Origin of the sequence: Pseudaminobacter soli (ex Zhang et al. 2022), assembly GCF_014595955.1 — a bacterium.
Taxonomy (GTDB): domain Bacteria; phylum Pseudomonadota; class Alphaproteobacteria; order Rhizobiales; family Rhizobiaceae; genus Kumtagia; species Kumtagia pseudosoli.
This window is the reverse complement of the sequence record NZ_JABVCF010000009.1, coordinates 106356-128864: the sequence shown is the minus strand read 5'-3', so window position 1 is coordinate 128864 and position 22509 is coordinate 106356. Positions and strand designations below refer to the sequence as shown.

19 protein-coding genes are annotated in these 22509 nt (G+C 64.0%); 5 read left to right on the top strand and 14 right to left on the bottom strand.

The annotated features are described in order from the left end of the window. Positions 1–2: 2 nt before the first annotated feature. Positions 3–1670: an outer membrane beta-barrel protein gene (locus HUI96_RS17455; protein WP_188255964.1), complete on the bottom strand. Its 1668-nt coding sequence runs from the start codon at positions 1668–1670 to the stop codon at positions 3–5. Positions 1671–2066: 396 nt separating this feature from the next. Between HUI96_RS17455 and HUI96_RS17450 the strand changes: the two genes are divergently transcribed. Beyond that, entirely contained in the window at positions 2067–3065 is a 999-nt protein-coding gene (locus HUI96_RS17450) for a KpsF/GutQ family sugar-phosphate isomerase (protein ID WP_188255963.1), read from the top strand. 21 nt (positions 3066–3086) lie between these two features. Here HUI96_RS17450 and HUI96_RS17445 read toward each other — a convergent pair whose 3' ends face one another. The 11 genes from HUI96_RS17445 to HUI96_RS17395 all read right to left on the bottom strand — a co-directional run bounded on the left by HUI96_RS17445 (position 3087) and on the right by HUI96_RS17395 (position 15227). Next, the gene (locus HUI96_RS17445; RefSeq protein ID WP_188255962.1) at positions 3087–3542 is read right to left on the bottom strand and encodes an NfeD family protein; all 456 of its coding nucleotides are present in this window, start codon (positions 3540–3542) and stop codon (positions 3087–3089) included. Positions 3543–3553: 11 nt separating this feature from the next. Then, positions 3554–4507, bottom strand: coding sequence for an SPFH domain-containing protein (locus HUI96_RS17440; RefSeq protein WP_188255961.1), 954 nt, complete (start codon positions 4505–4507; stop codon positions 3554–3556). Between the two features lie 142 nt (positions 4508–4649). Then, on the bottom strand, positions 4650–5711 hold the full coding sequence (hemH, locus tag HUI96_RS17435; RefSeq protein WP_188255960.1) for a ferrochelatase: 1062 nt from the start codon (positions 5709–5711) through the stop codon (positions 4650–4652). A 182-nt stretch (positions 5712–5893) separates the two neighbouring features. After that, a complete protein-coding gene (locus HUI96_RS17430; RefSeq protein ID WP_188255959.1) occupies positions 5894–7837 on the bottom strand; it encodes a 5'-nucleotidase C-terminal domain-containing protein in 1944 nt (647 codons plus the stop codon). A gap of 148 nt (positions 7838–7985) precedes the next feature. Continuing rightward, complete coding sequence (locus HUI96_RS17425) at positions 7986–8387, bottom strand: hypothetical protein (protein WP_188255958.1); 402 nt, start codon at positions 8385–8387, stop codon at positions 7986–7988. An 84-nt stretch (positions 8388–8471) separates the two neighbouring features. Beyond that, on the bottom strand, positions 8472–9917 hold the full coding sequence (locus tag HUI96_RS17420) for a homospermidine synthase (protein ID WP_188255957.1): 1446 nt from the start codon (positions 9915–9917) through the stop codon (positions 8472–8474). 106 nt (positions 9918–10023) lie between these two features. Further along, positions 10024–10968, bottom strand: coding sequence for a heme-dependent oxidative N-demethylase family protein (locus tag HUI96_RS17415; RefSeq protein ID WP_188255956.1), 945 nt, complete (start codon positions 10966–10968; stop codon positions 10024–10026). A gap of 41 nt (positions 10969–11009) precedes the next feature. After that, the gene (locus HUI96_RS17410; RefSeq protein WP_188255955.1) at positions 11010–11246 is read right to left on the bottom strand and encodes a type II toxin-antitoxin system RelE/ParE family toxin; all 237 of its coding nucleotides are present in this window, start codon (positions 11244–11246) and stop codon (positions 11010–11012) included. A gap of 334 nt (positions 11247–11580) precedes the next feature. Beyond that, positions 11581–12246 (bottom strand): aminotransferase class IV family protein, encoded by a 666-nt coding sequence (locus HUI96_RS17405; protein WP_188255954.1) that lies wholly within the window; start codon positions 12244–12246, stop codon positions 11581–11583. Further along, the gene (locus tag HUI96_RS17400; protein WP_188255953.1) at positions 12195–13343 is read right to left on the bottom strand and encodes an aminodeoxychorismate synthase component I; all 1149 of its coding nucleotides are present in this window, start codon (positions 13341–13343) and stop codon (positions 12195–12197) included. The genes HUI96_RS17405 and HUI96_RS17400 overlap by 52 nt, the downstream gene beginning before the upstream one ends. A gap of 45 nt (positions 13344–13388) precedes the next feature. After that, complete coding sequence (locus tag HUI96_RS17395; protein ID WP_188255952.1) at positions 13389–15227, bottom strand: M3 family oligoendopeptidase; 1839 nt, start codon at positions 15225–15227, stop codon at positions 13389–13391. Between the two features lie 184 nt (positions 15228–15411). On the opposite strand from HUI96_RS17395, the gene HUI96_RS17390 reads away from it, so the two are divergent. Together HUI96_RS17390 and HUI96_RS17385 are read left to right on the top strand one after the other, a co-directional pair. Next, positions 15412–16962 carry a sigma-54-dependent transcriptional regulator gene (locus HUI96_RS17390; protein WP_188255951.1) on the top strand — a complete coding sequence of 517 codons (1551 nt, stop codon included), beginning with the start codon at positions 15412–15414 and terminating at the stop codon, positions 16960–16962. Between the two features lie 353 nt (positions 16963–17315). Beyond that, entirely contained in the window at positions 17316–19073 is a 1758-nt protein-coding gene (locus HUI96_RS17385; protein WP_188255950.1) for a DUF882 domain-containing protein, read from the top strand. Between the two features lie 85 nt (positions 19074–19158). On the opposite strand, the gene HUI96_RS17380 is transcribed toward HUI96_RS17385, so the two are convergent. Then, the gene (locus HUI96_RS17380) at positions 19159–19800 is read right to left on the bottom strand and encodes a 2-dehydro-3-deoxy-phosphogluconate aldolase (protein WP_188255949.1); all 642 of its coding nucleotides are present in this window, start codon (positions 19798–19800) and stop codon (positions 19159–19161) included. 154 nt (positions 19801–19954) lie between these two features. Here HUI96_RS17380 and HUI96_RS17375 point away from each other — a divergent pair, with 154 nt between their 5' ends. Both HUI96_RS17375 and HUI96_RS17370 read left to right on the top strand, forming a co-directional pair. After that, on the top strand, positions 19955–20890 hold the full coding sequence (locus tag HUI96_RS17375) for a rhodanese-related sulfurtransferase (protein ID WP_188255948.1): 936 nt from the start codon (positions 19955–19957) through the stop codon (positions 20888–20890). Positions 20891–20972: 82 nt separating this feature from the next. Beyond that, positions 20973–21740, top strand: a complete 768-nt coding sequence (locus HUI96_RS17370; RefSeq protein ID WP_188255947.1) for a tellurite resistance TerB family protein — start codon at positions 20973–20975, stop codon at positions 21738–21740. Between the two features lie 3 nt (positions 21741–21743). Here HUI96_RS17370 and HUI96_RS17365 read toward each other — a convergent pair whose 3' ends face one another. After that, positions 21744–22370 carry a WHG domain-containing protein gene (locus HUI96_RS17365; RefSeq protein ID WP_188255946.1) on the bottom strand — a complete coding sequence of 209 codons (627 nt, stop codon included), beginning with the start codon at positions 22368–22370 and terminating at the stop codon, positions 21744–21746. Positions 22371–22509: the final 139 nt, after the last annotated feature.

Genomic DNA, 22509 nt, shown 5'->3' with positions numbered 1-22509 from the left:
GCCTAGCGTTGCAGCGTCATTCCCAGGAAGACGCTGCTCGCATCGTAGTCGCGTCCCTCGATGTTGCTGCGCAGGCTCTCGTGACGGAGTCTGCCGGTGATCCCGGTATAGCGGTTCAGCCACCAGGTCGCGCCGACCTGAGCGTTGAACAGGAAGTCGTGCGAGGTGCTGCCCGAGTAGTCGCGATAGCCCGCGCCAATCATCCCATTCGCGGTGAGGTTGGAACGGACTTGACGTTCGAGGGAGATCTCTCCCGAGTGAAGGATCGATCCGCTTTCGCCAGCATTGGTCGTGCCTTCGACGGTGGTGGAAGCTGATGCAACGACGGTCGTTTCGCGTTCGGGCGACCAAGTGATCAGGGCGTTCAATGTCGGACCCTCGATCGGCGCGAGACGGTCATCGTCGAATTGTTCGCGGATCCAGCCGCCGGAAATTTCGCCACTCAGCTTCTCGCCAAGGTCTACCGCCAGACCGGCACGGGCGCCGAGCCGATCGGATGAACGCTCGAAGCCGGCGCCGTCGGTCTCCTGCTGATAAAAGCGGCGGCCCACTTCGCCCTCGACAAACGGAGCAAGCACTGGCGAGATCTCGTATCCGGCACGCAGGGACAACGTCGCGAGGGTGGAATTCCTGTCCTCCTGCGACAGCGAGTCCCCGTTCGACAGTTCCGCGTCGCCGTATCGGTCGTGTTCGATGCGGCCTGTGGCGCCAAAGAGCGCCCTCCCGACTTCTCTCTCCAGCCCGATGCTCCCACTGAATGTCTGGCGGATCGGCTCCGACACGGTACCCTCGATCGTGACCGGAGAGGATGCTGTCTCGGGTGCGCGCTCGTACTCCAGCGTGGTCCGCGCCCGCGTCTCTTCGCCGAGGTCCAGATTGAGCGCCGCCAGCGCTCCGGCACTGGTCTCCCTCAGATCGTAGCCGGACAGCGAGTCGCGGAAGGTGCCGTAGGCGTCGAGCGAGGCCGAATGCTCGCTCCAGTCGGAGATCGCGTTGAGCCGCAACGTCGTCTCCGAGAGCAGGGCATCCGTACCGTTCGGGCTGTAATCGGCATTCGTCGTATAGGTCAGCCCCTGCTCGAGCGAGGGCCGCAAAATGAAGGTGCCGACCCGCAGACCGAGCGGGGCGAATGGGTTGTCTTCGGGGTTGGTGGGATCGAGGTCCTGGATGGCGTCGAGTCGCCCGGTGCCTTCAGGAGGGCCGATCTTCTCGACAGATCCAACCGGCGGTGTCCGGACGATCGCCGTGGCCTGCCGGCCGGTGTCTTCCGGTGCAGGCTGCTCGGAACCTTCAACTGCCGTCTCGGCGCTGTTCAGTCGTGCCCGTTCTCTGTCCCGGGCGGCTGCAGTGGAGGGCCGGCGCGTTGGCGTGGGAGTATTGTCCGAGAAGGCGCTGCGCGCGTCGTCGCGTTGCCCGAACAGACTGCCGTCGGAAGTCGAGGAATCCGCCGGAACGGCACCTGCACTCGCGGGCTCGTAGGGCACCGGAATTGCTCCGCTCGCCTCAGCCGCCGGGCGGGCCGAGTTCCCTTGCGATAGCCCCCCGCGCAGGGTCGGCGTCTCTTGAGCGATGGCCGGCAGAACAGGTGCGGTACCCGCTGCCGCAGCGAGGAGTACGCCGAGCGCCGGTGCCCGCAGGCTGTTGAGTGGCTGGTTTCGAACCGGCGGCATGACTTCCAAATGATGTTGCGGCGCGAGCGCCGTGGTTACCGGACCGTAAAGGAGGGTGGTTAACAGCGGTTTAAATCATCCATAGAGGATGAGGTCGGGGGAGGTCGCACGCGGTAGCTCGGAAGCGATGGACGCCTCGGCCCCATCGACAAGTTAAGAGACAGCGGAGCCCGCAGTCTGAGCCAATTCGGCCAAAACTCGTAAGCTCACGCCGAGGGTGCTGGAACGACAGATGAAACAATGAATCGGATGGTGTGCCTTGAACGCATCGGTCAATGGTGCGCGTAGGACCAGAAAGTCCGCAGTTGCTAACAAGAAGTTAGACTAGTTTACTGGCAGCAACTCCACATCTGGCGTATGGGAGAGCTTGGGGACTAAGTCGTACTGAGAGGGTGCATGCCGCTAGGGAAACTGCAGAAGCTGACGGACCATTCGTCGTCGGCTGAATCCGCGCTTCGGACCGTATCCATCGAGCAGGCCGGCCTCGCATCGCTGGCCGCTGCTCTTCAGAACGGTCTCGCGGAGCCGTTTTCCCAGGCGGTGGAGATCATCTCCTCGATCACTGGACGCGTGATCGTCACTGGCGTGGGCAAGAGCGGTCATATCGGTTCGAAGATCGCCGCCACGCTGGCTTCGACCGGCACGCCGGCCTTCTTCGTGCATCCGGCTGAAGCCAATCACGGCGACCTCGGCATGATCGCCCGCGATGACGCGATCATCGCGATGTCCTGGTCGGGGGAATCGCACGAGCTCAAGGGCATCATCGCCTATTCCCGCCGTTTCTCGATCCCGCTGATCGGCGTGACGGCGCGCCATCAATCGACACTGGCGCGAGCCGCCGATGTGGTGATCTGCCTGCCCGCCGCGCCCGAGGCCTGCCCGCACGGGCTGGCGCCGACCACCTCGGCGCTTCAGCAACTGGTCATCGGCGACGCACTGGCGATCGCGCTTCTGGAGATGCGCGGCTTCACGCCCGATCATTTCCGCACCTTCCATCCGGGCGGGCAACTCGGCGCCAGCCTGACGAAGATCCGCGACATCATGCACCAGGGAAGCGAAATCCCGTCGGTGAAGCTGGGCACCGACATGACCGAGGCCGTCAGGGCGATGTCGACCAAGCGCTTCGGCTGCGTGATCGTCCTCGATGACCACGGCGAGTTGCAGGGCATCATCACCGATGGCGACCTGCGCCGCCAGTTCGACCAGGACCTGCCGTCGAAGACCGTCGATCAGGTGATGACGCACAAGCCGAAGACCGTTGAGCCCAATATGCTCGCGGCCTCGGCGCTTCAGATGATCCAGAATGCATCCATTTCCGCGCTCGTGGTCGTCGAGGACCGCGAGGTCGTCGGGATCGTGCATCTTCACGATCTGCTCAAGGTCGGCGCGGCCTGACGATCCGGGCCAGCGCGCAGGTCAGGTTTGCGCCACCACCAGTTCCAGATCATTGACTGCGATGACGATAACCCGGGTGCCGACCGGTAGGTCGGGCCCGGAAACCCGCCATAGGGTGTCGCCGAGCTTGATGCGTCCGCGGCCCTCGAGGATCGGCTCCGTCAGGGTCGCGGTGCGGCCGATGAGTTGCTCGCCGCGTCGGTTGAGCAGCGGCTGATCGGTGGTGGTTTGCGCGGCGGTGATCTTGCGCCCCACATAGGCCGAGATCAGCGCAAGCACCAGGAACACCAGGACCTGCACCTGCCAGACCCATATTTCCGCCTGCCAGGGCATGAGCGAGATCGCGCCGACCACCAGGGCGGCGATGCCGATCCATAGCAGGAAGACGCCCGGAACGAGAATTTCGAGCGCCAGCAGCACCAGCCCCAGAACCATCCAGTTCCAGGGCCCGAGTTGGACAAGCATCCACTCCAGCACTTGCACTCTCCCTACCTCTGCTCAGGCGGGCGCGTCAGCGGCGGCCGGGCTGGCGAGCGGGGTGCGGGAGACCCTCCGTCGTTGCCGAACATGTCGCGAGCGATCGAACCGATGCCGCCCAGCGTTCCGATCAGGGACGAGGCCTCGAACGGCATCAATATGATCTTGCTGTTGCCGGCGGAAGCGATCTTCCCGAGTGCCTCGGTGTATTTCTGCGCGACGAAGTAGTTGATCGCCTGGACGTCGCCGTTGGCGATTGCATCTGACACCACCTGGGTCGCGCGTGCCTCCGCCTCGGCCGCGCGTTCGCGTGCCTCGGCGTCGCGGAAGGCGGCCTCCCTGCGGCCTTCGGCCTCCAGCACTTGCGCCTGCTTCAGGCCTTCGGCTTCGAGGATCTGCGCGCGCTTGTTGCGCTCCGCCATCATCTGGCGGGCCATCGACTCCACCAGATTGGCGGGAGGATTGATGTCCTTGATCTCGACCCGCGTGACCTTGAGGCCCCAGACATTTGCGGCTTCGTCGACGATGTGCAGCAGCCGGTCGTTGATGGCGTCGCGGTTGGACAGGAGTTCGTCCAGATCCATCGAGCCCATCACCGAGCGGATGTTGGTCATGGTGAGGTTCAGGATCGCGACCTGCAGGTTGGCGACCTGATAGGCGGCCTGGGCGGCATTGAGCACTTGGTAGAAGGCGACGGCGTCCACGGCGACGGTAGCGTTGTCGCGGGTGATCACCTCCTGGGTGGGGACGTCGAGCACCTGCTCCATCATGTTCATCTTGGCGCCGATGCGATCGATGAAGGGGATGATCAGGTTGAGTCCGGGCGTCAGTGTCCTGGTGTACCGACCGAACCGTTCGACCGTGTAGTTGTAGCCCTGTCCGACCGTCTTGATGCCCATGAACAGGACAAGCAGGACCAGGACGACCAGGACCAGTATGACGACATCAAAACCGGTGAACGGCATTCTTCCCCCCTTGAACGTTGCATCTTCCCGCCAAGCCCACCGGGAAGCGGCCGGGAATCAGTCTAACTGGTTGGCGAGACTATGCAATGACAGGTCTCCCCGGTCACCGGAACGACGCGTGATGTAGGCTCCGCCCTGGTGCTCAGATCCAGCCTGCGAGTTCGCGGCGCACGACCGTCTCGATCACGCTCATGCCTTCGGCGGTGTCGTTCAGGCAGGGTATGTGGGCGAAGTTGACGCCGCCGGCATGGCGGAAAACCTCCGCGACCTCGTCGGCGATTTCCTCCAGCGTTTCGACGCAGTCGGCCGAGAAGCCGGGGGTTATCACCGCCATCGACTTCACTCCTTCGCCCGCGAGCCTCTCGACCGTCTTGTCCGTATAGGGCTGCAGCCATTCCTCCTTGCCGAAACGGGACTGGAAGGTGGTCAGCAGCCGCTCGGCAGGCCAGCCGAGGCGCTCGCGCAGGAGCCGGGTCGTCTTCTGGCAGTGACAGTAATAGGGGTCGCCCTTCTGGAAATAGCTCACCGGCAGGCCGTGGTAGGAGGCCAGCACCATCTCCGGCTGGAAGTCGAGAGTGCCGAGGAAGCGCTCGATTGAGTGGGCGAGGGCCTCGATGTAGGCTGGCTCGTCATAATAGGGCGGAAGAGTGCGCACGGCGGGCGCGTTGCGCATCTTCATCAGCGCGCTGAACACCTGGTCATTCGCGGTGGCCGTCGTGCTGGCGGAGTATTGCGGATAGAGGGGCACGGCCAGAATGCGGTCGCAGCCTTGTGCAAGCATGCGCTGCATTACGCTTTCGGTCGAGGGATTGCCGTAGCGCATCGCCCAGTCGACCAGGATGCGCTCGTCGCCCGCAAACGCCTGCTGCAGTTTCTCCGCCTGCGAGCGCGTGATGGTGCGGAGCGGGGACTCGTTCCGCTCTCGGTCCCAGATCTTATCGTAGTTCGCGCCGGACGAACGCGGACGCGTGTTGAGGACGATACCGTAAAGGATCGGATACCACTTCCAACGCGGCGTCTCGATGACGCGTCGGTCGGAGAGGAACTCACGCAGGTAGCGCCACATCGAGGCGAAGTCCGTCGCATCCGGTGTGCCGAGGTTGAGCAGCAGAACGCCGACCCGACGCGCCTCCAGCGGTGGATGGCCTTGAGGCTGCGGCCCCGTTCCTGGCCTCGCAATGGCAACGGGCGTTGTTGCGTCCATTCGGCTTCTCTCCGGAGCGGAGCAGGCGGCTCTCGAGCCGGCTGATGATCAAGGCGGGCAGCGCGACAAGCGCCGACGGCACGGAAGGGATTTCCGCGCCGCCGTATAGGTATTCACCACGCTTTGCTTTTCAATGCAGCCTCTGGCCGCATCCGATGCGGGCGCGCCCGCAAATCAAACGGTCATTTCGCATGAGGTATAGTCAGATTCGCGCCCACAGGCAGGAAGCGCGGCCGGTAGTGATTGGCGTCCGCGATCAGCTTCCACTTGGACCCATGATTATAAAGCTTCTCGGCGATGTCCCAATAGTTGTCGCCGGCCGCCACCACGTAGGAGCTGGGGGTCTGCGCGGCCGGCTTTGCCGCTTCGCCAGCAGCCGGCGTCTCGGCGGGAGCGGCCGCGGGCGCTGTGGTTTCGGCGGCGGCAGGCTCTGACACTTTCGGGGCAGCCGGCGCCGGTTCGGTCGGAACTGGTGCAGGCTGGGAAGGTGCGGCCTCGGGGGCGGCAGGCTGCGCCTGCGCCACCTCCACGATGCGGCCGTCCAGCTTCGGCGTGTACGGACGGTTATTCGCGAGATAGTCCGCGACAACCTGTTCCAGGCTCGGACCGTAGTCGTATGCGTTCTTCGCATTGCTGGCGAAAAGCGCATAGCCATCGCCGCCTTGGCGAACATAGTTGTTGGTCGCGACTTTATAGGTCTTGGCCTCGTCGATCGGCTTCCAGGCGCCGTTTTCCATGACCTCGACCGACTTGATCCGGCCCTCGTTCGGCTTCACCGAGGCGTCGAAGGCGTATTTCAGCCCGGCGACCTGGGGGAACTTGCCCTTGCCTTCCTCGACCTCGCTTACGCCGGCCTCGAGCGAGGCGACGACGTCCTTGCCGCTGAGCTCGAAGGTCGCGAGCGTGTTCTGGAACGGTAGCACCGTCAGCACCTCGCCCATCGTGACGACGCCCTGGTCGATCGAAGCGCGCAGGCCGCCACCGTTCTGGAAGACGATCTCGACGCCCTGGCCCTTTACGCGATCCAGGATCGCATCCGCGACCATGTTGCCCATCTCGCATTCGCGCGCGCGGCAACTCTCGCGGCTGCCGTCGATCTCCTTCGTGGTCTCGGAAACTTCCTTGTTCTTCAATTCCTCGATCGGGGCGCCGAGCTCCTTGATGCGCGCCAGCACGGCCTCGTCCGGTTTGATCGAGTTGTCGAGATAGAGCGGATCGCCCTTGGCTTCCTTCACCACGCCGTTGTCGTCGAAGCTGACCGTGAACTCGCCGAGATACTTCGAATAGGACGCCGCCTGCGTGACCGGAACCTGGTAGCCCTCCGGATTGTCGATCATCGTCGGATATGGGCCTTCGGCCTTGGCGTCGGTGTTCGAGAGCAGCGAATGCGAGTGGCCGCCGACTACGACGTCCACGCCGGGGATCTTGGCGATCAACTCCTTGTCGCGCGGATAGCCGACATGGGTCAGAGCGATGATCTTGTTGACGCCCTGGCCCTTCAGTTTCTCGACCTCGGCGGTGATGGTCTTGATGTCGTCCTCGATCGTGATGTTCGGACCGGGCGAGGCGATTTCGGGCGTGTCGTTCGTGACCGCGCCGATGATGCCGATCTTCTGGCCGCCGATGACGAGCACCACCGACGGCTTGATGCGGTCGCCCACCTTGGCGGCCGCGCTCGCCTGCACGTTGGCGCTGAGGACCGGGAACTTGATCACGTCCAGGAACGGCGCCAGCGCGTCCTCGACGTCGTCGAACTCGTGGTTGCCGACGGTCATCGCGTCGAACTTCATCAGGTTCAGGAATTCGGCTTCCGCCGCGCCCTTGTAGGTCGTGTAGAAGAGCGAGCCCTGGAAGTTGTCGCCGCCGTTCAGGAGAATAACGTTCTGCCCCTCGAGCGACTTGCGGCGGTCATTGATCGCGGTGACAAGGCGCGCCGCGCCGCCGATGCACTCGCCTTTGGTCTCCTCCTCGGCCGAGCAGGTCGATTCGTACTTGTTGTTGGATTCGATGCGGCTGTGCCAGTCGTTGATGTGCAGGATGGTCAAGGAGTAGTCGGCGAAGGAGGCACCCGCCGAGATTGCAAGCGACGATGCCGACAGCGCGACTATGGCTGCAAACTTCTTCATGGATTTCTCCCCTCTGCGGCCCTCTCCTGCGCTTCTCGCGCATCGCCCTGACCGCTTCTTACATTCGCGCATGTTCCATCGCCGCCTTGCGGGATGCAAGCGGAATCGCGGAGCCGGGTAGATGTGCCGATGGCTTCCGGAACTGCGGTCAGGCCGCGCCGCGCCGCCTCAGTACCAAGTTCTGACCCGATGACGTCGTGCAGTTAAGTTGGTTCGGGTCCACCAGCAGGCAGTTGAATGCAACTTCGGCCGGCAGGTTCCGACGCTGCCGCGCGAGTGAAATCCCCTTTATGCTAACCGCATTAGCAGAGGTCTGCGCGTAAGAGCCTTCTGAGAGTTTCTCACCGGTATCGGAGGCGACTGTCTGGAAGACTCCGCCCGACAAGGTAGAAACGCCCCCAGTCGAATCCATCCATGTGCCCTCGACGCCGCTTGGCGCCGCCGCCACCGGCCTGCCACCGCCGGAAGGCCCGCCGCTGACGCAGCCCGCAAGTGCCGCGGCCAGCAGGACCACGGTGCCAGAAATCAACGGCCTGATCGTATTTGCCATGTGCAGATCCCTCTCCTTGGTCCGCCCAGCTTGCAATCGCCTGAAACCCTGGCGATTGCAAGCCGGCTGCGTCAAAGGCAACGCTTACCGAACGAGGATGTTGCGGAATTGCCAGGGGTCGTTCTGGTCGATGTCCTCCGGGAACAGGCCAGGGCGATCGTGGAGCGGCGTCCACTCCGTATAGTAGCCGTGGACCGGGCCGAGATAGGGCATCTGCACCTCAAGGCAGCGCCGGTAGTCCATCTCGTCGGTCTCGACTATGCCTGCCTCCGGATTGTCCAGCGCCCAGACCATCCCGGCGAGCACTGCCGAGGTCACCTGCAGGCCAGTGGCGTTCTGGTAGGGCGCCAGCCGGCGCGCCTCCTCCAGCGACAGTTGGGAGCCATACCAGTAGGCGTTCTTGCTGTGGCCGTAGAGCAGGACGCCAAGTTCGTCGACGCCGTCGACCAACTCGTTCTCGTCAAGGACGTGCTGGACGGGCTGGGCCTTGCCCTCGGCGCCGAACATCTCGTGCAGCGAGAGCACGGCGTCGTTGCAGGGGTGATAGGCGTAGTGGCAGGTCGGACGGTATTCGACCTTGCCATCCTTGCCGCGCACCGTGAAGAAGTCGGCGATCGAGATGGACTCGTTGTGCGTGACCAGGAACCCGTATTGCGGGCCGGGTGTCGGACACCATGAGCGGACGCGTGTGTTGGCGCCCGGCTGCTCCAGATAGATCGCAGCCTGGGTACCCTTCTCATGTGTCTTGGCGTTGGCGGGCATCCAGGTCTCATGCGTGCCCCAGCCAAGTTCGGCGGGCTGCAGGCCCTCGGCGATGAAACCTTCGACCGACCAGGTGTTCCAGAACACGTTGAACGGCTTCGGCTTCTTGGTGCGCTGCGTATCGCGCTCGGCGATGTGGATGCCCTTGACACCGACCCGCTGCATCAGCCGGGCCCAGCCTTCGCGGTCCGACGCAATCGGCTCTTCGAAATTCAAGCCCATGTCGGTTGCGATATTGACCAGGGCGCGTTTGACGAACCAGGACACCATGCCCGGATTAGCGCCGCAGCAGTTGACGGCGGTGGTGCCGCCCGGATTCCTGCGGACTTCTTCGCGAACCGTGCTGCGCAAGGCGTAGTTGGTGCGCGCCTCGTTGCCGGCCGCATTGTCGAAATAGAAGCCGAGCCAGGGTTCGACCACCGTGTCGACGTAGAGCACGCCAAGCTCGCGGCAGAGCTTCATCAGATCGAGAGAGGAGGTGTCGACCGAAAGATTGACGCAGAAGCCCTGCCCACCGCCGGCCGTCAGAAGCGGCGTGAGCAGTTCCCGATAATTGTCCTTGGTTATCGCGTCTTGCATGAATTTGATGCCGCGCTCGTCGACGAGCTTACGGTCGGCATCGCTTGGGTCAATGACCACCATGCGCGACTTGTCGAACTTGAAATGCCGTTCGATCAGGGGAAGGGTCCCGCGGCCGATCGAGCCGAAGCCGATCATCACCACAGGGCCGGTTATCTCACCATGGACAGGCCATCGTCCGCTCACCATTTTCTATCGGTCCCTCCGTTAGGCATGAACTCGTCGTCAGCGATCGAGCCCGCGTGCAACATCACAGAACAGAACCGAAATAAAGCTGAATCGGGCGACGGCGACCCTATATCGCCATTTCCCTTGGCGCGTTCGCCTTGCCGGCCATGTCCTGCAGGATGGAAATCAGCAGGTCGCGGTCGGCGGTAAGTCCCTTGTAGTCAAGCTGCGCCTCGTCAAGCACAGCAAGCTGGGCGACAAAGGATTCGGCGATTTTTGCGCAGTCGGGATGGCGTGAAAGCGTAGACAGCGGATCGAGATGAATCCTGATCGTGAACAGAATGTCCCCCGAAACCGGAAGCTTGCGCAGCGTCTGTCGCTCCAGGCGCATGAAGGCGCGGGCCACCATGTCGCCATCCGGGAATTTCGAGGGCCGGGTAAGGGCTCGATCAGTGCGCTCGTCATCGGATAGCGGTAGGTAAAGATCGTTGCCGGCCTGAAGCGACCAGTTCCACCGCTCAACCGGCTGTTCCACCTTGAGGCTGTCGAACATGCGGTTGATCAGTTCGGCCATCCGAGTTCCGGGGCCGAAGCCCGGGACAGGCTGATGAATGTCCTGCAGCGGCTTGCCGAATTTCTCCAGCAGCGACCACGAGGAGGGGAAGCACAGCGAGGCTGCGGCAAGGCGCCAGCCGCCTTCGCCCTTGCGCATCAGGACGAGATCCTCCTGGACGAGCAGCGAGGCTTTTCGGAGCGGGGATTTCGTATCGTGAGTCTCCGTTGTCGCAAGGGCATGCGTGAGTCTGTCCGGGCTGCCGAAGAGATGCGCCCCATGCGTCTGAAGGTGCTTTTCGATGAGGGACAGCACCTCGCGCTGACCATCGATGGTGTCCGGCTCCTCGACGCAGATCCGCTCGGGAATCTCCGCATAGAGCCGCTTCTTTTCGGCGATATAGCTTTCAAAATGACGGTCGACCTCGATCCAGGTGTCTGGGTCGAGGGGCTTCAGTCCGATTGCGAAGAGTTTGGAGGAGCCGTCGTAGGGCGTATGGAGGGGTGCTGCTATTGCCATTCTTTGGGTCGGTTACGGCTAGTGTGCCAGATTCGGATGATTTAGACGAACTCACCAGAGATGCGGTAAGGTATGACGTACGGCAATCGCGGAACAGACCACTCGCGAATTTTACCTGGCGAGGCCGGTCTGCCAATCTGGGGCCGTTCAGCGATCAGATCGACTGCCTTCTGAATTTTTTCAATCACTCTAGACGCGGCCTCAGGATCCTCTGCCGCGATATACGCCTGCACTTCCTGAAGGTCGCGCAGCGCCGCCCTCAGAAGCCGTACTTTCATCCGCGCTTGGTGAAGATGTCAGGCTGGGGAACTGGAATCTCGTCCTTGGTCCCCCAGGAGTTCATCCACTCCTTGACGGCCTCCCATGAAACGAACTCACCTGTTCTATCGGCCTCTTCCACTGCCTCCTCGATCGCCGCAAGGCGCGGCGGTCGGCCAGATGCGCCTCGATCGCTTCCTGGATCACCGAGGCGCTGGATTGCTGGGTCTGTCGCGCGTACTCCTCCAACTCCCGCCTAGTCTCGGAGGGGATGGTCACCGTCAATGTTTCGCTGGCTGCCATCAGGACGTCCCATACAGCTTTACCAGAAGGTATGAGGGGACGCGCCCGGGGTCAATGAGGTGCGAGTTCGGCGGGGATCAGCCCTCGCAAGGAATTGCCGACGAAGATCGCCTTGGCGCCTTCGAGGTCGGCGAGAAAGAGAGTGGCCTCGCGCGCGGCGCTTTCGTCGAGAAGCTCGCCACGCAGCACACCCGCCAGCAGGCCGCAAGAGAGAGCCGGGGTGAGCAGCGGTCCGCCGTCGCCGGGATCGACGAAAACGTTGGTGATGGTGCCTTCGCAGACTTCATCCCGCTCGTTGAGCAGGATGACCTCATCCGCCTCGGCCGGCGTGAACTCCGAACGCGCCTGCTGATACGTGTCGCGACGAGTGGTCTTGTGCCTCAGCAGCGGGTCGGCGGAGTTGAGGCGCGCGTTCGCTATCCCAAGGCGCCACACCACGCCCTCCGGAAGCGGCTGGAATGGCTGGGTGGTCACGGAGGGAAGGCCATCGGGGGAGAGTACGAGGCGCACCCGCAAGGGCAATGCGCCTGATACCTTCGCCAGTTCGCGTTCGACTTTGGCAAGATCGCAGCGGAGCCCGAGTTCGGCCGCCGATTGGGCAAGGCGGCCAAGGTGCCGGGGCAAGCGGATGAAACCCTGCTCGGGTTCCCACCGCATGGTCTCGATCAGTCCGAAGCCGGGACCGTCCCCGTCGCGAAGCGAGCCTTGAGAAGACATTCCTGATATTCCGCCTCGACATTGGAATCGAACACAATCCCGCCGCCGACATTGTAGACGGCTTCGCCATTCGGGAAGAGCGAGATGGTGCGGATCGCCACCGAGAACCGCATCGGCCCGCCGGGCGAGATCCATCCGATCGCGCCGCAATAGACGTCGCGCGGCGTGCCTTCCAGTTCCCGCAGGATCTCCATCGCGCGGATCTTCGGCGCGCCGGTGATCGAGCCGCAAGGGAACAGCGCCGCGAAGATGTCGCGGATCGTCCGGTCAGGCAGGAGCTTGGCCCGGACCCGGCTCACCATCTGATGCACGGTGGGATACGTCTCGATCCTGAACAGTTCGGGCACGTCGAGGGTGCCGACCTCGCTGATCAGCGAGATGTCGTTGCGCAGCAGGTCGACGATCATGCGGTTTTCGGCCTGGTTCTTGGGATCGTTGCGCAGTTCCTCTCTGAGTTGGCGATCCTCGGCCTCGGTGGAGCCGCGCCGCGCTGTCCCTTTCATTGGATGGGTCTCGATCCAGCCCTCCTGGTCGACCTGGAAGAAGAGTTCGGGCGAACGCGACAGCACCACCGGCTGGCTGAGTTGAACCAGTGCCCCGTATTTCACCGGCTGGCGGGCGGTGAGCGCCTCGAAGGCGGCGAGCGGGTCACCGGACCAATGCGCATGGATGGGAAAGGTCAGGTTACCCTGATAGCAGTCGCCTGCACGAAGATGCCCATGCAGCCGCTCGAACCGCGGCGCGTAGTCCTCGAATCTCCAGGCGGCGCGCGCGTCGAAGATCGGGCCGTTGGTAGGCGTTGCAAGCGCGCGTTCCGGCAGCCGGTCCGAAGGAGCATCGAACACGCCGAGACAGATCAAAGGGGCGCGCCGCCCCTCCGGCATGATCGGGGCTAGCTTCGGCTCGAGCAGGTAGCCGGCCTCGTAGGAGAGATAGCCGGCCAGCCATTTGCCGCGCCGACGCGCAATCTCCGCTCGTTCGAGAGCCGCAGCGAAGTCAGGCGCCGTCTCGGCCGCGATGATCTCGCTCGGCCGTTCGAACAGCACGTCACGGCCCGCGGGATCGTCGCGGAAGAGGACGAATGGATCTGAGGTCACGTCAGTACACGCGGCTGCAATCTGTTGCCGTCAGCCAAAAGTTGGTCAGTCGAGACTTTCGAGTTCGTCGATCAGACCGGAGATGACCGAGAGTCCCTTCTGCCAGAAGGCTGGGTCCGACGCATCCAGGCCGAAAGGCGCAAGAAGTTCCGAATGATGCTTTGTCCCGCCTGCCCGCAGCATGTCGAAGTACTTTTCCTGAAAGCCCGTTTCGGCGCCCTGATACACGGCAAACAGCGAGTTCACCAGACAGTCGCCGAAGGCGTAGGCGTAAACGTAGAAGGGCGAATGGATGAAGTGAGGGATATAGGTCCAGAACGTCTCGTATCCCTCGCGCAGCACGATCGCGTCGCCAAGGCTCTCCTTCTGGACTTCGAGCCAGAACTGGCCGAGCCGGTCGGCTGTCAGCTCGCCGTTGCGGCGCTCGGTGTGCACCTTCCGCTCGAACTCGTAGAAGGCGATCTGGCGGACGACCGTATTGATCATGTCCTCCACCTTCTGGGCGAGCATCGCCTTGCGTTCGCGCGGGTCGGTGGTCTGGTCGAGCATCGAGCGGAAGGTGAGCATCTCGCCGAAGACCGATGCCGTCTCCGCCAGAGTGAGGGGCGTCGAGGCCATCAGCGCGCCCTGCGATGCGGCCAGCACCTGATGCACACCATGACCGAGCTCATGCGCCAGAGTCATCACGTCGCGCGGCTTGCCCATGTAGTTCAGCAGCACGTAAGGATGGGCCGACGGCACCGTCGGATGCGCGAAGGCGCCCGGCGCCTTACCGGGCCTGACCGGCGCGTCGATCCACCTGCGGTCGAAGAAGGTCCGGGCGATGTCGGCCATGTCAGGCGAGAAACTATTGTAGGCGGACAGCACGGTTCGCTTCGCCTCGTCCCACCCGATGGTCGCCTGCGGCGTTTCCGGCAGGGGCGCGTTGCGATCCCAATGGTTCATGCGCTCCATGCCGAGCCATCGGGCCTTCATCGCATAATAGCGATGCGACAGGCGCGGATAGGCGTCGTGTACCGCGGCGGCGAGCGCGTCCACTACTTCGCGCTCGACCCGGTTGGCGAGATGGCGCGAGTCGGCGATGTCCTGGAAACCGCGCCAGCGGTCGGAGATCTCCTTGTCCTTGGCGAGCGTGTTGGTGATCAGCGTGAAGGTGCGCAGGTTGTCCTTGAAGGTCGCGGCCAGTGCCTCGGCTGCGGTCTGCCGCACATTTGGGTCGGGGTCCTGCAGCCTGTTGAGAGTAGGCTCGAGCGTCAGTTCCTCGCCGTCGACCTTGTACCGCAGCGAGGTCATCGTCTCGTCGAAGAGCCTGTTCCAGGCGCCGCGGCCGGTAACCGATTTTTCGTGGAATAGCTGCTCGATCCGGTCCTCCAGTTGGTAGGGCTTGTCCTTCCTGAGATCGAGCACCCAGGGCCGATAGTGGCCGAAGGCGAGGTCAGCTTCGAGCGCGGAGGCGACCAGTTCGTCGTCGATATGGTTCAGTTCCAGCGCGAAGAAGAGAAGGTGCGAACTGGCGTCAGTGATCTTCTCCTGCACGTCGCCATAGAGTTTTGCGCGCTGCGGATCGGCGGTGTTGCCGGAATAGAGCAGGCCGGCATAGGACGCGATGCGCCCCATCAGTTCCTCGAGCGCCTCGTAGTCCTGCAGGGCCTCGCCGAGCCGGCTGGCTGATCCGGCCGCAGCCTCCGATGCCAGGGTTCCCTTCCAGCGCTTCTCGAACGCGATCGCCTGTTCGGCGGCAAGCGCGAGATCCCGCTTAAGCTCGGGACTGTCCATGTCGGAATAGAGATCGGTGAGGTCCCACTCCGGCAGTTCGCCGCTCGGCGCCGAACCGGCGGCCGCAGCAACTGCCGCATGGGCAGTCCCTCCTGGAAACGATCCCATCGCACTTCCTTTCCATTCAACGCTGGCGCCAGGATGGCGGGTTCCTGCGCCGCCCAATCCTTGCATGCAATCGCGGCAGTCCGCGAAAATTGGACCACGCACTTAAACGCTTATTTAGGTCCGCTGCCACTATCATCCACACGGCATTCATGGCCAGAAGGGTCCCGGGGTTTGTCAAACGGCCATGGCGGCGCGCATCCTCCTTGTCGACGATGATCCGGTCCAGCGGCGGCTTCTCGACGCGGCCGTACGGCGCTTCGGCTACGATCCAGTCGCTGCCCACGACGGGGCAACTGCACTAGCGGTGCTGGACGGTCCCGAAGGGGGCGACATCTCGCTGGTCATCCTCGACCTCGTCATGCCGGGTGTGGACGGTTTGGGCGTGCTGAAGGGCATGGCCGAGCGCGGGCTGGAGCTGCCGGTCATCGTGCAGACCTCCCAGGGCGGCATCGACACCGTGGTGGCGGCCATGCGGGCCGGCGCGTTCGATTTCGTCGTCAAGCCGGCCTCGCCGGAGCGGCTGAAGACCGCGATCGCGAATGCGCTGAAGGTAGAATCCCGGGGCGGTGAAGCCCGGCGCACGGTGCGACAGGCCGCCGGCCCGCTCGGCTTCCGCGACATCATCACGCGCAGCGCGGCGATGGAGCGGACGCTCTCTCTGGCCCGCAAGGCGACCGCCTCGAACATCCCCATCCTCGTCGAGGGCGAATCGGGGGTGGGCAAGGAGATGGTCGCCCGCGCCATCCAGGGCAGCGGCGAGCGCGCCTCAAAACCGTTCGTGACGGTCAACTGCGGCGCCATCCCGGAGAACCTGGTCGAATCCATCCTGTTCGGGCACGAGAAGGGCTCATTCACCGGGGCGACCGAGAAGCACGCAGGCAAGTTCGTGGAGGCGAATGGCGGTACGCTCTTCCTCGACGAGGTGGGCGATCTCGCGCCCGACGTGCAGGTGAAACTCCTGCGCGCCGTGCAGAACGGCGAGGTCGATCCGGTCGGCGGACGGTCGACGGTCAAGGTCGATATCCGCCTTATCTCGGCGACCCATCGCGATCTCCTGCAGCGGGTCAGGGATGGCCTCTTCCGCGAGGACCTGTTCTACAGGCTTAGCGTCTACCCGATCATCGTGCCGCCCCTGCGCAATCGCCGGGAGGACATCGAGCCGCTGGTCCGGCACTTTCTTTCCCGCTTCTCCGCCTCCGAGACCAAGGGGCGGGTGAAGGGTATTTCGCCGCGTGCGCTGGCGATGCTGGAGGCCTACGACTGGCCCGGCAACATCCGCCAGCTCGAAAACGCCCTCTTTCGCGCCGTCGTGCTTTGCGAAGGAAATACCCTCACCGAAGACGAGTTTCCACAGATCAGGGCGCAGGTAGAAGGGACAGTGGATCTGGACCGGGCCGCCTTCAACCGCTATGAGCCTGGTGCAACGGAAGCCGATTTCGCGCGGGAGTTCTCGCCAGAGGACGAGCAGGAAACGCAGTTCGCCAATGCGCAATTCCCGGCGAACACGGTCGAGCCTTCATCTGGCGGAACGCTCAGAGCCCTGGACGAGCAAGGGGAGGTCCGGCCCCTCTCGGAAGTCGAGTACGACATGATCCTCATGGCCATCGAGCATTACAGCGGCCAGATGAGCGAGGTCGCACGGCGTCTCGGCATCGGGCGCTCCACGCTCTACAGGAAGCTCAAGGAATACGGGATCGATCCCGAGACGGGCCGCTCCGACAGGATCGCGTCGTAGAAAGCGGCGCCCCGCGTCTAAGCCTCCCAAGCGACCTCCGTCACACCATCGTCGCGTAAGGCTCGTACCCCAGAACCGGTAGTTAACCATGCCGTGGATGAGGGAACGTTTGTAGCCGTTCCGCCACGCTCTCACCGCATTTAGGCTTCAATAAGCTGTGATTAACCATTAGGGTCGATATTCGGACGCGTGAGGGCGTGTCCGGTGTTCAAATCCGGGGACAAACGGCAGCCACAAGGCCATTTGATTTGACACGAGTCGAGCAGGAAGAGTCCCGGCGAGCCTATCGCCGCTGGAAACAATGGTTTGCGGGGCTGGTCGTCGCGTTATGCGCGGCCGGGACCGGAACCTCAATGGCAAGCGCCGAGACACGGACGCTGAAGCTTTATTTCGTCCACACCAAGGAACGGGCCGAGATCACCTTCAAGCGCAACGGGCGCTACGATCAGGCCGGGCTGCAGAAGATCAATCAGTTCCTGCGCGACTGGCGGCGCAACGAGCCGACCAAGATGGATCCGCGACTGCTTGACCTCCTCTGGGCGGTTTACCGGTCAGTCGGTGCGACAGACTACGTCCATGTGGTGTCTGCCTACCGTTCGCCGGCCACCAATTCCATGCTGCGCAGCCGCAGCAAGGGCGTGGCCAAGAGCAGCCAGCACATGCTTGGCAAGGCGATGGACTTCTACATCCCCGGCGTCAGCCTGAAGCAACTGCGCGCGGCCGGCATGAAGATGGAGGTCGGCGGGGTCGGCTACTATCCCAACTCGGGCTCGCCCTTCGTGCATATGGACGTCGGCAACGTGCGGCACTGGCCGCGCATGAGCCGCAGGGAACTGGTTGCGCTCTTCCCTGACGGAAAGACGCTGCACGTCCCCACTGACGGCAAGCCGTTGCCTGGCTTCGAGCAGGCGCTGGCCTCCTATGAAGCGCGCAAGAAGAACGGCGGGACTGCGCTTGCACTAGCATCAGCGGGTGCCAAGAAGCCCTCGAAGGGCCTGCTTGCGGCATTGTTCGGCAATGGCGAAGACGAGGACGAGGAAGGATTCGTCGCACCGCAGCCGCAGGTCGTGCAGCAAGCCCCGGCAAGGGCTGCGCCGCAGACTGGGGCAGTCGTCGCGAAAGCCGAGCCCAAGGCCGACGCCAGGCTGCCCGGCATCCAGGTCGTCCCGCCTGAACAGGCGCAGAGAGTCGACCTGCCTGCCGCGGAAGAAGCTGCAGCGCCGGAGACGATCATAGCGGCATTGCCGGCCCGGGAGGTTCCGCTGCCGATGATGGCGCCGCGTCCCCAGGCCGATGTAGGCTTTGAGCAGCAACCGAATGCCGGGGCGACCCAAGTGGCTTCCAACGAGCCAACTCCGGACAACATTCCCTTCGGCATGGCCCAGGAGCCTCCAGCCGATATGGCAGCGGCTGACCCCAATGGCGCCGCCAACCAGCCTCTTCAGGTCGCGGCCGGCGTTCCGCTGCCGACGCCGCGACCGGACCTCATCCGAGCCGCGCAGGACGTAGATCCGGGCCCGCAGGACGAAGTGCTTCTCGCTCTCGCGGCCGCGGAACGCGATCCGCTGACTGCCAGCGATGCGCAAGCCGTGCCGATGCCGGCTCCGCGCCCGGAACACGACGACGTGCTCCAGTCCATGATTTCTCCCGCGCCGCGTCCCGAGGTGCCGGCAGTGCAAAACGAAGACGACCGGGTCGCCTTGGCGGCTGCGGTGAAAGCCAGCGAGGAGCGCGTCGCGGCGCTGGCCTCGATCTCGGCCGCTTCGCCCAAGCGCGCCATCGCTGATGGCCTTGATCCGCAGGCCGTCGCCGCACTCGGCGTGCGCACGACGCCGAAGCTGGCGCGGCCGACCGCTCAGGACGCCAAGCCGGACCGCAAGACACGGGTGAAGGCAGCCGAGCCGCAAGCCGCGCGCTGGGTGATCAACAAGGATTATGTGCTGAACGCCAGCCAGAACACGACGGCCCCGTCCTTCGCCTACAACGTGGTTGTGACCGCCCCGCGCGAAGTCTACACCGCGGGCTTCATGAAGGGCGACGAGGGTGTCGCCAACGCCAACCGCTTCAGCGGCAAGGCGGTGACCTTTATGCCGGTCACCCGGTTCGAATAGAGCGGGTCCGCTCGACTGAGGAAACCAGAGGCGCCCACACGGCGCCTCTTTTGCTTTCAGGTCGGTCTCAGAGTTTTGCGAAGTCTCAGTGTTTCGCCAGACCGGCTGCATCGCGCGCCAGCGCTTCGATGCCCGCCCAGTCCTGGGCCTTGACCAGATCGTCCGGCGCGACCCAGGAGCCGCCGACGCAGATCACATTGGAAAGGTCGAGATAGTCCTTCGCGTTCCTCGCCGAGACGCCGCCGGTCGGGCAGAAGCGAATGCCGGCGAACGGCGATGCGAGCGCCTTGAGGAACGCGGCGCCACCTGCCTGTTCCGCCGGGAAGAATTTCAGGAAGTCGAGCCCTGCCTCGCGTGCGGTCATGAGTTCGGAGGGTGTGATCGCCCCCGGAAGCAGCGGCACCTCGCTGCCGGCAGCGGCGGAGAGCAGTTCACGGCTGAGGCCGGGGCTGACGATGAAGCGCGAGCCCGCCTTGGCCGCTTCGTCGAACTGCCTGGCGTCGAGGATTGTCCCCGCGCCGACGACCGCTTCCGGCACTTCCGCAGCCGCGCGGCGGATGGATTCCAGCGCGGTCTTGGTGCGCAGCGTGATCTCGATCACCTTCAGTCCGCCGCGCGCCAAGGCACGGGCCAGCGGCACGGCATCCTCGACATTCTCGATCTTCAGCACGGGAATAACGGGCTGGCCGTCGAGGAGCGACAACAGCTTTTCGGTCTTCTGCGACATGGGGGATGATCCGACGATTGGAGAGAGGGGGCGGATGTTGCCGCCGAGCTTCAACCGATTTAGCGCGGTCCACCGCCCAAGTCCACGCGCGGTGGTAAGTGAGTCAGGCGGCGCGTGCTTGAAATGAAGGACCGGAAGCGGTACGCGGCGGGGAATGAATTCCTCCCCATCCCACGGGCAGTACCGGGTGGCTGCCCTCTACCGGTTTTGTCGCCTACGCGACCACGAGAGCCTGCGCGCGCCGCTCGCTGCGTTCTGCTGCGGCCGCGGGATCAAGGGCACCTTGCTTCTGGCGCCGGAAGGTATCAACGGCACAGTCGCCGGCAGGCCGGAGGCGGTTGCCGCCCTGGTCGCTCGATTGGAAGAGGTGCCGGAACTGGCAGGCCTCGACGTGAAATACAGTTCCGCCGAGGAGATGCCGTTCTACCGCATGAAGGTGCGGCTGAAGCGCGAGATCGTCACGATGGGCGTGGAAGGCGTCGATCCTCTCGCCAGCGTCGGAACTTATGTCGAGCCGGCCGACTGGAACGGCCTGATCTCCGACCCCGGCACGATCGTCGTCGACACCCGCAATGACTATGAGGTGCGGCTCGGTACCTTCTCCGGCGCCATCGACCCGGGCACACGCAGTTTTCGAGATTTTCCGGCGTGGGCCGAGGAGAACCGGGAAGCACTCGCCGGCCGAAAGGTGGCGATGTTCTGCACCGGCGGCATACGCTGCGAGAAGGCCACGGCCTTCGTGAAGTCGCTCGGCATCGACGAAGTTTTCCATCTGAAGGGCGGGATCCTCAAATATCTGGAGGAAGTGCCGGAAGAGCAGAGCCTGTGGCGGGGCGAGTGCTTCGTCTTCGACGAGCGGGTGGCGGTGAAGCATGGCTTGGCTGAGGGGGAGGCGGAGCTTTGCCGCGCCTGCCGAATGCCGGTGACGCCCGAGGAGAAGCTGTCGCCGAAGTACCAGGAGGGCATTTCCTGCGAGCGCTGCCTCGACGAACGCACGGAAGACGACCGCCGCCGCTATGCCGAACGCCAGCGGCAGGTCGAAGAAGCGCTGCATCGCGGACAGCCGATCCCGCTCGGAAGCGGATCGTAGCGGTCTAGAGCTAATGGCCAGCTTTGCCTTTTGGCGGGCGGGGCCTACCTTGTAGGTCCTGTTTCACCGTTGGGAGGCAAATATGTTCGATCCCAAGAAACTGCTCGACGACCTGCTCGGCACCAAGGTTCCCGGGACGCAGGACACAATTCGCGACAAGGCGGACCGGGCCATCCAGATGGCTCAGGACAATCCCGGTGTGACCGCAGCGATCACCGCGGTGCTGATGGGCACACGGCAGGGCCGGCAACTGACCGGGCGGGCCGCGCAACTGGGCGGACTGGCGGCGATTGCCGGCCTTGCCTACCAGGCCTACAAGAACTTCGAGTCTGGCAGCGCGCCCGAAGCGGCGAAGACCGAGACGGAGGTGTTGCCTCCGCCGGCCGACAGCGGCTTCCACCCGTCCGGCGCGCCGCAGGGCGAGGCCGAGTTCGCCCTGACGCTGGTTCGCGCGATGATCGCGGCGGCCAAGGCCGACGGTCGTATCGACGAAGAGGAGCGCCGCAAGATCGGCGACAGGCTCGCTCCGTTGGGACTGGACGAAGATGCCGAGAAGTTCCTGCTGGACGAGATGGCCGCGCCGCTCGATCTGGGCGCCATCGTTGCCGAAGCGAAGACCGAGGAGCAGAAAGTCGAGCTTTACACCGCGTCGCGCCTTACCATCGATCCCGACTCCCGGGCCGAGCGCGGCTATCTCGACCTGCTGGCCGGGCGGCTCAATCTGCCCGATGAACTGGTCGAGCATGTCGAGGCGACCGTGACCGCGGCGAAAACGACGCCGGCCGCACAGACGGGGCAGGGCGCCGAAGTGGCGCCGGCAGCGAACCCCAACGTCAATCCGCGCTGGTAGCGATCAGCGCTTTTCTTCAGGACGGGGCACAACCGGCGCGATCAGGCGCTCGATCGTACCGGTCGGGTCGGCCTCGAAATCCTCGCGGATGAAGCGGACCCGTCCGGCAATGACCAGGCTGGCGAAGCCGTGGACGAGCGACCAGGCCGACATCACGGCGGCCCGGCCCTCCCGCGAGGTTAGGGGATCGTCTCCGCGAAGCGCGGCGATTCCGTCCACCAGCACGCGAAACGACTGTGATGCCGGAGTAGTATAAATCGGCTCGTCGAAATCGGGCCGCTTCGAGCCGAACATCAGTTCGAACAGGGCCGGATTGGCGAGCGCGAACTCGATATAGGCGCGCCCGGTGGCAACGAAGCGGCCCCGCGGATCGTCGCCCGCCGCGGCCTCGCGCTCCGTCATGCCCGACAAAAACCGCTGCGCTCCGACCGCCGCAAGGGCGGTGAGCAATTCTCCGGTATCCCGGAAGTGGTGGGCCGGAGCGGCATGCGAGACACCGGCGCGCTTGGCTACGCCGCGTAGCGTGAACCCTTCGATGCCCTTTTCCGCCAATTCCTGCTCGGCCGCCTCGATCAATGCCTCGCGCAGCCCGCCGTGATGATACCGCTTCTTCGGCCTTCCGGTCGCCACCTGTCCGCTCGCCTTCCTCGCCTGCTCCGCCGTGCTTAGCAGCCGCGCCGTGTCGGTACAATCTTGACGGTGTCAGATTCAAGTTGACAGCGTCAAGATTGCAGGTATCTTTCCAATGTCAACATTAGAAGGAAGATGC

Bases quoted from the DNA above. Each gene is read 5' to 3' on its own strand.
- HUI96_RS17455 (WP_188255964.1), bottom strand. From the start codon at position 1,670: ATGCCGCCGGTTCGAAACCAGCCACTCAACAGCCTGCGGGCACCGGCG.
- HUI96_RS17450 (WP_188255963.1), top strand. From the start codon at position 2,067: ATGCCGCTAGGGAAACTGCAGAAGCTGACGGACCATTCGTCGTCGGCT.
- HUI96_RS17440 (WP_188255961.1), bottom strand. From the start codon at position 4,507: ATGCCGTTCACCGGTTTTGATGTCGTCATACTGGTCCTGGTCGTCCTG.
- hemH (WP_188255960.1), bottom strand. From the start codon at position 5,711: ATGGACGCAACAACGCCCGTTGCCATTGCGAGGCCAGGAACGGGGCCG.
- HUI96_RS17430 (WP_188255959.1), bottom strand. From the start codon at position 7,837: ATGAAGAAGTTTGCAGCCATAGTCGCGCTGTCGGCATCGTCGCTTGCA.
- HUI96_RS17425 (WP_188255958.1), bottom strand. From the start codon at position 8,387: ATGGCAAATACGATCAGGCCGTTGATTTCTGGCACCGTGGTCCTGCTG.
- HUI96_RS17420 (WP_188255957.1), bottom strand. From the start codon at position 9,917: ATGGTGAGCGGACGATGGCCTGTCCATGGTGAGATAACCGGCCCTGTG.
- HUI96_RS17415 (WP_188255956.1), bottom strand. From the start codon at position 10,968: ATGGCAATAGCAGCACCCCTCCATACGCCCTACGACGGCTCCTCCAAA.
- HUI96_RS17410 (WP_188255955.1), bottom strand. From the start codon at position 11,246: ATGAAAGTACGGCTTCTGAGGGCGGCGCTGCGCGACCTTCAGGAAGTG.
- HUI96_RS17405 (WP_188255954.1), bottom strand. From the start codon at position 12,246: ATGTCTTCTCAAGGCTCGCTTCGCGACGGGGACGGTCCCGGCTTCGGA.
- HUI96_RS17395 (WP_188255952.1), bottom strand. From the start codon at position 15,227: ATGGGATCGTTTCCAGGAGGGACTGCCCATGCGGCAGTTGCTGCGGCC.
- HUI96_RS17390 (WP_188255951.1), top strand. From the start codon at position 15,412: ATGGCGGCGCGCATCCTCCTTGTCGACGATGATCCGGTCCAGCGGCGG.
- HUI96_RS17385 (WP_188255950.1), top strand. From the start codon at position 17,316: ATGGCAAGCGCCGAGACACGGACGCTGAAGCTTTATTTCGTCCACACC.
- HUI96_RS17380 (WP_188255949.1), bottom strand. From the start codon at position 19,800: ATGTCGCAGAAGACCGAAAAGCTGTTGTCGCTCCTCGACGGCCAGCCC.
- HUI96_RS17375 (WP_188255948.1), top strand. From the start codon at position 19,955: ATGAATTCCTCCCCATCCCACGGGCAGTACCGGGTGGCTGCCCTCTAC.
- HUI96_RS17370 (WP_188255947.1), top strand. From the start codon at position 20,973: ATGTTCGATCCCAAGAAACTGCTCGACGACCTGCTCGGCACCAAGGTT.